The following is a 12,157-nucleotide window of genomic DNA, read 5'->3' as shown; positions in this document are numbered from 1 at the left end:
CCGCGACGGGGTCAGGCGACGGGGGTGCGGCGGGCGGCCCGCGCGACCGCGGCCTGGCCCAGCACCTTGTCCCCGCGCTCGGCGTCGGGCTCGTACAGCACCGCGGACTGCCCCGGCGCCACCCCGCGCTGCACCTCGTGCAGCACCAGCACGAGGCCGCCGTCGTCGTCCCCGGTGACCGTGCACGGCACGCCGGCGCCGTGCGCACGCAGCTGCACCACCGCCCCGAACGGCAGCGACGGCGCCGGGCCGGTCCAGGTCGGCGCGCCGGTGCGGACCTCGTCCACCCCGGCCAGGTCGGCGGTCCCGACGGTGACGGTGCGGCTGACCGGCTCGATGCCCAGCACGTAGCGCGGCCGCTGGTCGCCCACCGCGATGCCCAGGCCCTTGCGCTGGCCGATCGTGAAGCCGTGGGTGCCGGTGTGCTCCCCCACCACCGCACCGGTCGCGGCGTCGACCACCGGTCCGGGTGCCGCACCCAGCCGGCGGTCCAGGAAGCCGCGGGTGTCGCCGTCGGGGATGAAGCAGATGTCGTGGCTGTCGGGCTTGGTGGCCACCGCGTAGCCGCGCTCGGCCGCGATCTCGCGGACCCGTTCCTTGGTCATCGACCCCAGCGGGAACACCGCGCCGGCCAGCTGCCCGGCGGTGAGCACCCCGAGCACGTAGCTCTGGTCCTTGGCCGTGTCCACCGAGCGGCGCAGCTCGCCGCCGGCCAGCCGGGCGTGGTGGCCGGTGACGACGGCGTCGAAGCCCAGCGCCTGCGCCCGGTCCAGCACCGCGGCGAACTTGATCTTCTCGTTGCACCGCAGGCACGGGTTCGGCGTCCGGCCCGCCGCGTACTCGGCGACGAAGTCGTCGACGACGTCCTCGGCGAACCGGTCGGCCATGTCCCACACGTAGAACGGGATGCCGAGCTCGGCGGCGACCCGGCGGGCGTCGTCGGCGTCCTCGACGCTGCAGCAGCCCCGCGACCCGCTGCGCAGCCGCTGCCGCTGCCGCTGCTGGGACAGCGCCAGGTGCACGCCGGTCACGTCGTGCCCGGCCTCGACGGCGAGCGCGGCGGCGACCGCGGAGTCCACCCCGCCGCTCATCGCGGCGATGACCCTCATGCCGACCGCCGCCCCAGGCCCGCCCGCCGTGCGCGCTCGACGACGGGGCCGATGACGTCGAGCACCGCGTCGACGTCGGCGGCGGTCGAGGTGTGGCCCAGGCTGAACCGCAGCGAGCTGCGCGCCCGGTCGGGGTCGGCGCCGGCGGCCAGCAGCACGTGGCTGGGCCGCGCGACACCCGCGCTGCAGGCCGAGCCGGTGGAGCACTCGACGCCGTTGGCGTCCAGCAGCATCAGCAGGGCGTCGCCCTCCGCGCCGGGGAAGGACAGGTGCGCGTTGCCCGGCAGGCGGCCCGGCCCGCCGGCCACGACGGCGTCCAGCGGCGGACCGTTGAGCTGCACGTCGGGCACCCGCTCGACCACGCCGGCGACCAGCCGGTCGCGCAGCGCGGCGACCCGGGCTGCCCGCTCGACGCGGGAGGCGACGCTGGCGGTGGTGGCCACCGCCAGCCCGACGATCGCCGCGACGTCGAGGGTGCCGGAGCGGACGTCGCGCTCCTGGCCGCCGCCGTGCAGCAGCGGGGTGCACTCGGCGTCCCGGCGCAGCACCAGCACCCCGGCACCCATCGGGCCGCCGAGCTTGTGCCCGGTCATCGTCAGCGCGTCGACACCGCTCGCGGCGACGTCCACCGGTACCTGGCCGACCGCCTGCACGGCGTCGGTGTGCAGCGGCACGCCGACCTCGTGCGCCACCGCGGCGAGGGCCGCCAGGTCGCTGACCGCGCCGATCTCGTTGTTGGCCCACATGACGCTGGCGACGGCGACGTCCGTGCCGTCGCCGAGCGCCTCGGCGAGCGCGCCGGGCCGCACCGCGCCGGTGGGGTCGACGTCCAGCCAGGTGACCTCGGCGCCGTCGTGCTCGACCAGCCACTCGACGCTGTCGAGCACGGCGTGGTGCTCGGCCGGGCTGACGACGACGCGGGTGCGCCGCGGGTCGGCGTCCCGGCGGGCCCAGAACATGCCCTTGACGGCGAGGTTGTCGCTCTCGGTGCCCCCGCCGGTGAACAGCACCTCCGACGGCCGGGCGCCGAGCGCGGCGGCCAGCCGCTCGCGGGACTGCTCGGCGGTGCGCCTGGCCTCGCGGCCACTGGCGTGCAGCGACGAGGCGTTGCCCACCCGGGCCAGCTGCTCGGTCATCGCCGCGACGGCCTCGGGGAGCATCGGCGTGGTCGCCGCGTGGTCGAGGTACGTCATGACTGAGCCAGCGTAGGCGCGTCCTGGGCCACCGGGGTCGCCGGGACCCGGGCCCGGCCGGCGACGGCGCAGCCCACCGCGGCCACCGCGGTGCACCCGGCGACCCCGGCGAGGACGGCGGCCGGCAGCGGCAGCAGGCCGGCCGTGGCCGCGCCGACCAGCACCCCGACCGCCCCGATGCACAGCGCGGCCGCGGTGACGTCGGCGATCTGCAGCGACGCGGAGTCCGCGCCCCGCCGGTGCTCGGGCGACTGCTCCAGCAGCAGCACCCCGACGCTGGACATGCCCAGCCCCATGCCCAGGCCGGCGACCGCCCAGGTGGCGTAGACCGGCCAGCCGTGCAGCCCGCCGACGGCGACCAGCGCCGTCCCACCGACCCCCACCACGACGAAGGCGAACCCGGCCTGCAGCAGCCGGACCCGGCTGAGGTCGGGGCGCCGGCCCTGCAGCGCGCTGGCCAGCGACCAGCCGACCGCACCCGCGGTGAGCGGGACCCCGGCCGCGGTGGGGGTGAACCCGTGCAGCTGCGACAGCGAGAGCGGGATGAGCGACTCCACGCCGAAGAACGCCCCGGCCAGCAGCCCGCGGGAGGCGACGACGGTGGGCAGGCCGCGCGCGGCGCGGGCGGTGCCGCGGGGCAGCAGGTGACCCAGGCCCAGCACCAGCGCGACCAGCCCGGCGGCGGCGACCGGGACGGCGAGCAGGTCCAGCCGCTGGCCCGCGTACTGCAGCGCCGCGACGCCGACGCCGGACAGCAGCGCCCACCAGCGGCGGGTCCGGTCCACCCGGGCGGTGCCGTCGGGGACGGCGAGGCGGCGCAGCGCGGGCAGCACGAGCGCCAGGCCCGCGGCGACCAGCGGCAGGATGCCGAGGAACACCAGCCGCCAGGTGGCCACCGAGGTCAGCAGGCCGGCCAGCAGCGGCCCGACCAGCGCGGGCACCACCCACGCCGCGGAGAGCGCGCCGAACAGCGCAGGCCGCAGCCGGGCGTCGAAGGCGGCACCGGCGACCACGTAGATCGACACGGAGATGAACCCGCCGCCCAGGCCCTGCACGGCCCGGCCGAGGACGAACAGCGGCATGTCGACGGCCAGGCCGGAGGCGACCAGCCCGGCGGCGAAGACGCCCACGCCCCACAGCAGCGCGACCCGCGGCCCGCGCCGGTCGCCGAGGTCGCCGCCGAGCACCATGCCGACGACCTGCGCGACGAGGAAGGTGGTGAACGGCCAGCCGTACCAGGCCAGGCCGTCGAGCTCGGCGACCGCGGTGGGCAGCACCGTGGCCACCGCCATCGCCTCGAACGCCACGAAGGTGACCAGGGTGACCAGCCCGGCGGTCGTCAGCCGGTGCCGGCCGTCGAGGATGCCGCTCACCCGTCGGTCAACCCGCCCCCGGCCGACCCTCTTCCCGGCAGCAGCGCCCGGACGGCGTCGATGGTGTCGGCGTCGGCGGGGCCCTTGTCCGGGCGGTAGCGCAGCACCCGGGCGAACCGCAGCGCGACACCGCCGGGGTACCGCGGGCTGCGCTGCACGCCGTCCAGCTCGATCTCCACGACCAGCTCCGGGCGCATCGCCACCGCACCGCCCTCGGTGGCGGTGACCAGGTCCGGGAAGGTCGCGGTCTGCCAGGCGAGCAGCTCGTCGGTCATGCCCTTGAACGTCTTCCCGACCATCACCGGGGCGCCGCCGTCGGGGTCGCGGGCGCCGAGGTGGATGTTCGACAGCGACCCGGTGCGCCGGCCGTAGCCCCACTCGGCGCCGACCACGACGAGGTCGAGGGTGTGCACCGGCTTGACCTTGCGCCAGGCGCTCCCCCGCCGGCCGGCGGCGTACGGGCTGGCGAGCACCTTGACCACGACGCCCTCGTGGCCGGCCGCCAGGGCCGCGTCCTGGAAGGCGACCGCCTCCTCCGGCGTCGGCCGGACCACCCCGGGCATGCGGTGCTCCCCCGCCTCCCGCTCGAGCACCTCGCGGCGGACCGACAGCGGCTCGTCGACCAGGTCGGTGCCGTCGGCGTGCAGGCAGTCGAAGAAGAACGGCCGCAGCAGCAGCTCGCCGGTCTCGGCACCGAACCGGGCCGCGGTCTCCTGGAAGGGCCGCGGCCGGCCGTCGTCGGTGAGCGCCAGGGTCTCCCCGTCGAGCACCAGCCGCTGCGCGGGCAGCGCGCGGACCACCTCGACCAGCTCGGGCACCCGCGCGGTGACCTCCTTGAGCGACCGGGTCCAGACGCGGACGTCGTCGCCGTCCTTGTGGACCTGGATCCGGGCGCCGTCCATCTTCTGCTCGACCACCACGTCGCCGTCCCCCAGCGCGTCGGCGAGGTCCTCGGCGGGCGAGGCGAGCATCGGGCGCAGCGGACGGCCGACCTCCAGCCGCACCGCCTCCAGCGCCGCCGCTCCCCCGCCCAGCGCCAGCTCGGCGACGGCCGGCAGCTCCCCGGACAGGAAGAACGCCCGGCGGACGGCGGGGGCGGGTGCGTCGGCGGCCGCGGCGACGGCGTCGAGCACCACGCCCTCCAGGGCACCGTGCCGCAGCTCCCCGCCGAGCAGCCGCAGCAGGAAGGACTGCTCGTCGGCGGTGGCGGCACCGAACAGGTCGGTGAGCAGCCGGGCGCGGCGGGCGGTGGAGCCGCTGCCCGCGACCGCGGCGAGCTGGTCGAGGGCGGCCTCGACGGCGGCGACGGTGAGGGTGGGCTCGCCGGCCGGGGCGGCGTCGACGCCGGAGAGGGTGCGCCAGCCGGCGCCGAGCTTGCCCTGGCGGGGCGCACCCGACAGCCACGCGGTGACCGGGCCGACCTCGTCGGGACCGGCGGCGCGGAGCAGGTCGGCGACGGCGTCCCGCTTCGCCGTCCGGGCGCGGGTGGCGCCGACCGCGGCGGAGGTGGTCACGACGTCGGCGAGCAGCACCGGCCCATCGTCACCCGGCGCGTCCTCCTGCGCGAAAGTCCGTCCTCCCTCAGCAGCGCTGGTGAGGGAGGACGGACTTCGACCAGGGGACCTGATCCACGCTGGGCCCGCGGGGAGGGGCTACTTGCGGGCGGTGATCTGCTCCGTCGCGGCCGGCACGACGGTGTTGAGGTCGCCCACGACGCCGAAGTCGGCGAGCTCGAAGATCGGCGCCTCGGGGTCCTTGTTGACCGCGACGATGCTCTTCGAGGTCTGCATGCCGGCCCGGTGCTGGATGGCCCCGGAGATGCCGACGGCGATGTAGAGCTGCGGCGAGACGGTCTTGCCGGTCTGGCCCACCTGGAAGCTGTGCGGGTAGAAGCCGGAGTCGACCGCGGCGCGGGAGGCACCCACGGCCGCGCCGAGGGAGTCGGCCAGGCCCTCGATGATCGAGAAGTTCTCGGCCGAGGCGACCCCGCGGCCACCGGAGACCACGATCGCGGCCTCGGTGAGGTCCGGGCGGTCGGACTTCTGCTCGACCACCCGGTCGACCACGCGGGTCTGCTTGGCGGCGTCGGAGACCGAGACGGCGATGGTCTCCTCCTCGCCCGCCGCGGCCGAGGCCTCGGGGGCGACGGAGTTGCCGCGCAGGGTGTAGATCGGGGTCCCGGTGGTGACCTTGGCGTGCACGATGGTCGCGCCGGCGAAGGCCACCTGGGTGGCGGTGCCGTCGGCGGCGATCTCGGTGACGTCGGTCAGGAAGCCCGAGCCGGTCTTGATCGCCAGGCGGCCGGCGATCTCCTTGCCCTCAGGGGTGGAGGGGATGACGACGGCGGCGGGCGAGCGGTCGGCGACCAGCTGCGCCAGCACCTCGGCCTTGGGGGCCACGAGGTAGGCGTCGATGTCGTCGGACTCACCCACCAGCACCTTGGCCGCGCCGTACTCGGCGAGGACGTCCTTGACCGGCGCCGCGGTGCCGGGGGCACCGAGGACGACGGCCGAGGGCTCGCCCAGCGCCCGGGCGGCGGTGAGCGCCTCGAGGGTGGTCTTGCGGACGCCGGAGCCGTCGGGGGCGGTCTCGACGAGGACCAGTACTTCAGCCATGACTGCGTTCTCCTCAGGTTCCGGTGCTCAGACGAGCTTCTGCTCGGCCAGGTAGCCCACGAGCTTCTCGGCGCCGTCGCCCTCGTCGGTCACCTTGACGCCCTCGCCCTTGGGCGGGCGGCCGGCGAAGTCCAGCACCTGGCTGGTGGCGGTGGCCAGGCCCACGGAGCCGGCGTCGACGCCGAGGTCGGCCAGGGACTTGGTCTCCACCGGCTTCTTCTTGGCGGCCATGATCCCCTTGAAGGAGGGGTAGCGCGGCTCGTTGATGGTGTCCCAGGTGCTCACGATGGCCGGGGTCTGCGCCTCCAGGGCCCAGAAGCCGCCGTCGGTCTGGCGCTCCACCTTCAGCGTCGAGCCCTCGACGGTGAGCTTGCGGGCGCCGGACAGGTGCGGGATGCCCAGCCGCTCGCTCAGCAGCGCCGGCATCACCGAGACGCGGCCGTCGGTGGACTCGGCACCGCAGATCACCAGGTCGTACTCCAGCTGCGACAGCGCCGCGGCGATGACCGCCGAGGTCTGCACCGCGCAGGAGCCGTGGATGGCGGTGTCGGAGACGTGCACGGCCTTGTCCGCACCCATCGACAGGGCCTTGCGGATGGCGTCGGTGGCGCCGTCGGGGCCGACGGTCAGCACGGTGACCTCGCCGCCCTGCGACTCCTTGACCGTCAGCGCCTCCTCGATGGCGTACTCGTCCATCTCGTTGATGACGTTGTCGGCACTGGCGCGCGCGACGGTGTTGTCCGAGCTGTCCAGCTGGCGCTCGGTGCCCGAGTCGGGCACCTGCTTGACCAGGACGACGATGTTCATCGCACCTCCGCGAGTGGGTTCAGGGTGCGGACGTGAGCCCGCACACGCACTGATGATTCACGTTACTCGTGGGTAACGTCGGGGCGTCAGACGGTCGGGGAGTGAGACCAGTCACCGCTGACCGTGAACCGCTCCAGGGTCCGGCGGTGCGGTTCCAGGTCCAGGCCCTGCTCGGCCAGCCAGGCGTCGGAGTAGTAGGTGTGCGCGTACCGCTCGCCGCCGTCGCACAGCAGCGTCACCACGCTCCCCCGCCGTCCGGCGGCCACCAGCTCGGCGACCAGCTGGAAGGCGCCCCAGAGGTTGGTGCCGGTCGAGCCGCCGGCCCGGCGGCCGGTCACCGTCTCCAGGTGCCGCATGGCCGCGATCGACGCCGCGTCGGGCACGCAGAACATCCGGTCGACGATCGTCGGCACGAAGGAGGGCTCCACCCGGGGCCGGCCGATGCCCTCGATGCGGGAGGGCCGCCCCACCGCCGCGGGGTCGCCGTCCCGCCAGCCGGGGAAGAACGCCGACCCTTCAGGGTCCACGACGGCCAGCCGGGTGGGCAGCCGCCGGTAGCGCAGGTAGCGGCCGATCGTCGCGCTGGTGCCCCCGGTGCCGGCGCCGACGACCACCCACTCGGGCACCGGGTGCTCCTCGGCGGCCAGCTGCTCGAACACCGACTCGGCGATGTTGTTGTTCCCCCGCCAGTCGGTGGCCCGCTCGGCGTGGGTGAACTGGTCCAGGTAGTGCCCGCCGGTCTCGGTGGCGATCCGGCGGGCCTCGTCGTAGACGGTGCCGGCGTCGGCGACCAGGTGGCAGCGACCGCCGTGGAACTCGATGAGCGCGATCTTCTCCGGGCTGGTGGAGGCCGGCATGACCGCGACGAACGGCAGGCCCAGCATCCGGGCGAAGTAGGCCTCGCTGACCGCCGTCGACCCGCTGGAGGCCTCCACCACCGTCGAGCCCTCGCCGATCCAGCCCGAGCACAGCGCGTGCAGGAACAGCGAGCGGGCCAGCCGGTGCTTGAGGCTGCCGGTCGGGTGGGTGGACTCGTCCTTGAGGTAGAGCTGCACCCCCCACTCCGGCGGCAGCGGGTAGACCAGCAGGTGGGTGTCGGCGCTGCGCCGGGCATCGGCCTCGACGAGCGCGACGGCCCGCTCCACCCAGGCCCGCCCCGCCTCGTCGCAGCGGTCGAGCTGCGCGGGGCGGTCGAGGTGGGCGGGCCGGTCGCTCATCGGCCGCTGAAGGTGGCCTTGCCGGGCCCCTCGGAGAGGAAGGAGGCCATGCCGGTCTTCTGGTCCTCGGTGTCGAACAGCCCGGCGAACAGCTCGCTCTCCAGCGCCAGGCCGTGGTCGATCGCGCCGTCCAGGCCCTCGTCGATCGCGCGCTTGGCCGCGGCCAGCGCCAGCGGCGGGCCGGCGGCGAACTTGCGGGCCATCGCGACGCTGGCGGCGTAGACCTGGTCGTCGGGGACGACGGCGTCCACCAGCCCCAGCTCCAGTGCCTCCTCGGCACCGACGTGCCGGCCGGTGAACACCAGGTCCTTGGCCTTGGCCGGACCGACCAACCGGGCCAGTCGCTGGGTGCCGCCGGCGCCGGGGATGACGCCGAGCAGGATCTCGGGCTGGCCGACCTTGGCCGACTCCCCCATGACCCGGAAGTCTGCGCACAGCGCCAGCTCGTAGCCCCCGCCCAGCGCGTAGCCGGTGATCGCGGCGATGACCGGCTTGGGCACGCGGGCGACCTCGCGGAACGAGCTGGTCAGCTCCCGGCCCCACGCCACCATCGACGAGCCGGTCAGCTGCGACATGGCCTTGATGTCGGCGCCCGCGGCGAACACCCGCTCGCCGCCGTAGATGACCACCGCGCGGACGTCGGCCCGGCTGCCGGCCTCCTGCGCGGCGGTGCGGACCTCCCAGTGCAGCTGCTCGTCGATCGCGTTCATCTTCGGGCGGTCCAGGCGGATGGTGCCCACGCCGTCCTCGACCTGCAGCGTCACGAACTCCGGCTCGGCCATGCGTCGTCCTCCAGCGTCCTCGATGGGTTCGACACCGACCTTATGCAGGGGCGTCAGCCGGCGCGGCGGGCGGTGAAGCGGCCGCGCACCCGGCCCAGCGCCAGGGGCAGGCCGAAGGTCTCGCCGAGCAGCTCGGCGGTGAGGACGTCGTCCACCGGGCCGGCCGCGACCACCGAGCCCGCGCGCAGCAGCATCGCGTGCGTGTAGCCGGGCGGGATCTCCTCGACGTGGTGGGTGACCAGCACCTGCGCCGGGGCGTGCGGGTCGCGGGCCAGGTCGGTCAGCCGGGACACCAGGTCCTCGCGGCCACCCAGGTCCAGGCCCGCGCCGGGCTCGTCGAGCAGCAGCAGCTCGGGGTCGGTCATCAGCGCGCGGGCGATCTGGGCGCGCTTGCGCTCGCCCTCGCTCAGCGTGCCGAAGGCCCGGTTCGCGTAGGGGCCGACACCCCACCGGTCCATGAGCAGCGCCGCGCGGGTCAGGTCGTGCACGTCGTAGCGCTCGCGCCAGCGGCCCATCACGGCGTAGCCGGCCGAGACGACGACGTCGCCGACCCGCTCGGCGGGGCCGATCCGCTGGGCCAGCGCCGCGCTGGTCAGCCCGATCCGGGGCCGCAGCTCGAAGACGTCGACCGCACCGAGGGTCTCCCCCAGCAGCTCGACCGTGCCGCGGGTGGGGTGCAGCTGCGCCGACGCCAGCTGCATGAGCGTGGTCTTGCCCGCGCCGTTGGGCCCGAGCAGCACCCACCGCTCGTCCTCCCGGACGGTCCAGTCGACCGAGCGCAGCAGGGTGGCGCTCCCCCGCACGACGTCGACACCGGAGAGCTGGACGACCACGGAGCTGGGCACGGACCCCATCCAACCAACCCGCTCCCGGCATCCCCCGGGAACACCCGGGTGTCGGGCACGATGACTGCGTGGCGAATCGAGCAACGGGGCCGTCGGTGGAGGTGTGGCCGGGCAGCCCGGCCCCGCTCGGCGCGCACTGGGACGGCACCGGCACCAACGTCGCGCTGTGGTCCGCGGGTGCCTCGGCGGTGGACCTCTGCCTGTTCGACCCCGACGGCACCGAGCACCGGCAGCGGCTGCAGGAGACCACCCACCAGGTGTGGCACGGCCGGCTGCCCGGTGTGGGCCCCGGCCAGCGCTACGGCTACCGGGTGCACGGCGGTTACGACCCGTCCTCCGGTGCGCGGTACAACCCGGCCAAGCTGCTGCTGGACCCCTACGCCCGCGCCGTCGACGGCGACCTGACCCTGGACCCGTCGCTGTTCGGCTTCCCCGAGGGCCACCCGGACGCCGGCACCCCCGACGACCGCGACTCCGCGCCGCACGTGCCGCGCGGAGTGGTCATCCACGACTCCTTCCCCTGGGACGGCGACGCCGCGCCGCGCACCCCGTGGTCGGACACCGTCATCTACGAGGTGCACGTCAAGGGCGCCACCGTGCGCCACCCCGACGTCCCGCCGGCGCTGCGCGGGACCTACGCGGGGCTGGCGCACCCGGCCTTCGTCGAGCACCTGCTGTCCCTCGGCGTGACCGCGGTCGAGCTGCTGCCGGTGCACCACTTCGTCTCCGAGCCGCACCTGCTGCGCCGCGGCCTGACCAACTACTGGGGCTACAACACGCTGGGCTACTTCGCCCCGCACGCCGCGTACTCCTCCGCCGGCACCGGCGGCGGCCAGGTCACCGAGTTCAAGGCGATGGTCAAGGCCCTGCACGCCGCGGGCATCGAGGTCATCCTCGACGTGGTCTACAACCACACGGCCGAGGGCGACCACACCGGCCCGACCTTGTCGTTCAAGGGCATCGACAACGGCGGGTACTACCGCCTCGGCGCGGGCGCGCCCGCCCGCTACACCGACTACACCGGCTGCGGCAACACCCTCGACGTCCGCCGTCCCCAGGTGCTGGCGCTGCTCATGGACTCCCTGCGGTACTGGGTGACCGAGATGCACGTGGACGGCTTCCGCTTCGACCTGGCCTCGGCGCTGGCCCGCTCGATGCACGACGTCGACCGGCTGTCGGCCTTCTTCGACGTGGTGCACCAGGACCCGGTGGTCAGCCAGGTCAAGCTGATCGCCGAGCCGTGGGACGTCGGCGAGGGCGGCTACCAGGTGGGCAACTTCCCGCCGCTGTGGACCGAGTGGAACGGCAAGTACCGGGACACCGTGCGCGACGTGTGGTCCGGCCAGCACGTCGGGGTCCGCGACCTGGCCTACCGGCTGACCGGGTCCAGCGACCTCTACCGCTCCGACGGCCGCCGTCCCTTCGCGTCGGTGAACTTCGTGACCGCGCACGACGGGTTCACCCTGCGCGACCTCTACAGCTACGAGCGCAAGCGCAACGAGGCCAACGGCGAGGACAACCGGGACGGCGAGAGCCACAACCGCGGCTGGAACTGCGGCGTGGAGGGCCCGACCGACGACCCGGAGGTGACCGGGCTGCGGGCCAAGCAGGTGCGCAACGTGCTGGCCACGCTGCTGCTGTCCACCGGCGTCCCGATGCTGACCGCCGGCGACGAGCTCGGCCGCACCCAGCTGGGCAACAACAACGCCTACTGCCAGGACTCGGAGATCTCCTGGCTGGACTGGGGCGACATCGACGCCGACCTGTGGACCTTCACCTCCCGGCTGGTGGCGCTGCGCCGGTCCTCCCCCGCGCTGCGGCAGGAGGCGTTCTTCGACGGCCACGAGGTGCCCGGCTCCGGCGGCACCCGCGACCTGGCCTGGTTCGCCCCGGGCGGCGGGCTGATCACCAACGAGGAGTGGTTCGACACCGGGCTGCAGACCATCGGCATGTACCTCGACGGCCGCGGCATCCGGCACCGCGACCAGCGCGGCCGGCCGGTGGTCGACGACTCGTGGCTGGTCTGGCTGCACGCCGGCCCGGAGGACGTCGAGGTCACCCTGCCCGGCGCGCCCTGGGCCGACGGCTACGAGTTCGCGGTCTCCACGGAGTGGCCCACCGGCGCCCCGGACCGCGCCGTCGTCGTCGCCCCCGGCCCCCTGGTCATGCCCTCGCGCACCGTCTGGGCGCTGCGGGTCCTGCGCCGGCCCTAGCGG

The 12,157-nt window shown here is 74.9% G+C and carries 10 protein-coding genes; 1 reads left to right on the top strand and 9 read right to left on the bottom strand.

Features of this window, described 5'->3' with window-relative positions; all coding sequences use genetic code 11:
• Positions 1-11: 11 nt before the first annotated feature.
• The 9 genes from mnmA to BM158_RS07055 form a co-directional block, all read right to left on the bottom strand.
• A complete protein-coding gene (gene mnmA / locus BM158_RS07095) occupies positions 12-1,109 on the bottom strand; it encodes a tRNA 2-thiouridine(34) synthase MnmA (protein ID WP_091555821.1) in 1,098 nt (365 codons plus the stop codon).
• The gene (locus tag BM158_RS07090) at positions 1,106-2,302 is read right to left on the bottom strand and encodes a cysteine desulfurase family protein (protein WP_091555820.1); all 1,197 of its coding nucleotides are present in this window, start codon (positions 2,300-2,302) and stop codon (positions 1,106-1,108) included. Before BM158_RS07090 ends, mnmA begins: the two co-directional genes overlap by 4 nt.
• The gene (locus BM158_RS07085) at positions 2,299-3,675 is read right to left on the bottom strand and encodes an MFS transporter (RefSeq protein WP_229827592.1); all 1,377 of its coding nucleotides are present in this window, start codon (positions 3,673-3,675) and stop codon (positions 2,299-2,301) included. The genes BM158_RS07090 and BM158_RS07085 overlap by 4 nt, the downstream gene beginning before the upstream one ends.
• Complete coding sequence (locus BM158_RS07080) at positions 3,672-5,207, bottom strand: ATP-dependent DNA ligase (RefSeq protein ID WP_091555818.1); 1,536 nt, start codon at positions 5,205-5,207, stop codon at positions 3,672-3,674. The genes BM158_RS07085 and BM158_RS07080 overlap by 4 nt, the downstream gene beginning before the upstream one ends.
• A gap of 120 nt (positions 5,208-5,327) precedes the next feature.
• On the bottom strand, positions 5,328-6,290 hold the full coding sequence (locus BM158_RS07075; protein ID WP_091555816.1) for an electron transfer flavoprotein subunit alpha/FixB family protein: 963 nt from the start codon (positions 6,288-6,290) through the stop codon (positions 5,328-5,330).
• A 27-nt stretch (positions 6,291-6,317) separates the two neighbouring features.
• Positions 6,318-7,097, bottom strand: a complete 780-nt coding sequence (locus BM158_RS07070; protein WP_091555814.1) for an electron transfer flavoprotein subunit beta/FixA family protein — start codon at positions 7,095-7,097, stop codon at positions 6,318-6,320.
• 86 nt (positions 7,098-7,183) lie between these two features.
• On the bottom strand, positions 7,184-8,314 hold the full coding sequence (cds1, locus tag BM158_RS07065) for an L-cysteine desulfhydrase Cds1 (protein ID WP_091555812.1): 1,131 nt from the start codon (positions 8,312-8,314) through the stop codon (positions 7,184-7,186).
• A complete protein-coding gene (locus BM158_RS07060; protein WP_091555810.1) occupies positions 8,311-9,096 on the bottom strand; it encodes an enoyl-CoA hydratase/isomerase family protein in 786 nt (261 codons plus the stop codon). The genes cds1 and BM158_RS07060 overlap by 4 nt, the downstream gene beginning before the upstream one ends.
• A gap of 53 nt (positions 9,097-9,149) precedes the next feature.
• A complete protein-coding gene (locus BM158_RS07055) occupies positions 9,150-9,950 on the bottom strand; it encodes an ABC transporter ATP-binding protein (RefSeq protein ID WP_091555809.1) in 801 nt (266 codons plus the stop codon).
• 59 nt (positions 9,951-10,009) lie between these two features.
• Here BM158_RS07055 and glgX point away from each other — a divergent pair, with 59 nt between their 5' ends.
• Entirely contained in the window at positions 10,010-12,154 is a 2,145-nt protein-coding gene (gene glgX, locus BM158_RS07050) for a glycogen debranching protein GlgX (RefSeq protein ID WP_229827593.1), read from the top strand.
• Positions 12,155-12,157: the final 3 nt, after the last annotated feature.

It is taken from the genome of Klenkia taihuensis (genome assembly GCF_900112525.1).
Classification (GTDB): Bacteria; Actinomycetota; Actinomycetes; order Mycobacteriales; family Geodermatophilaceae; genus Klenkia; species Klenkia taihuensis.
The sequence above is the reverse complement of the archived record's forward strand: the minus strand, read 5'-3'. Positions and strand labels throughout refer to the sequence as shown.

Excerpts from the sequence above, each read along its gene's own strand:
- cds1 (WP_091555812.1), bottom strand. The coding sequence starts at position 8,314 with ATGAGCGACCGGCCCGCCCACCTCGACCGCCCCGCGCAGCTCGACCGC.
- BM158_RS07055 (WP_091555809.1), bottom strand. The coding sequence starts at position 9,950 with ATGGGGTCCGTGCCCAGCTCCGTGGTCGTCCAGCTCTCCGGTGTCGAC.
- BM158_RS07090 (WP_091555820.1), bottom strand. The coding sequence starts at position 2,302 with ATGACGTACCTCGACCACGCGGCGACCACGCCGATGCTCCCCGAGGCC.
- mnmA (WP_091555821.1), bottom strand. The coding sequence starts at position 1,109 with ATGAGGGTCATCGCCGCGATGAGCGGCGGGGTGGACTCCGCGGTCGCC.
- BM158_RS07070 (WP_091555814.1), bottom strand. The coding sequence starts at position 7,097 with ATGAACATCGTCGTCCTGGTCAAGCAGGTGCCCGACTCGGGCACCGAG.
- BM158_RS07075 (WP_091555816.1), bottom strand. The coding sequence starts at position 6,290 with ATGGCTGAAGTACTGGTCCTCGTCGAGACCGCCCCCGACGGCTCCGGC.
- BM158_RS07060 (WP_091555810.1), bottom strand. The coding sequence starts at position 9,096 with ATGGCCGAGCCGGAGTTCGTGACGCTGCAGGTCGAGGACGGCGTGGGC.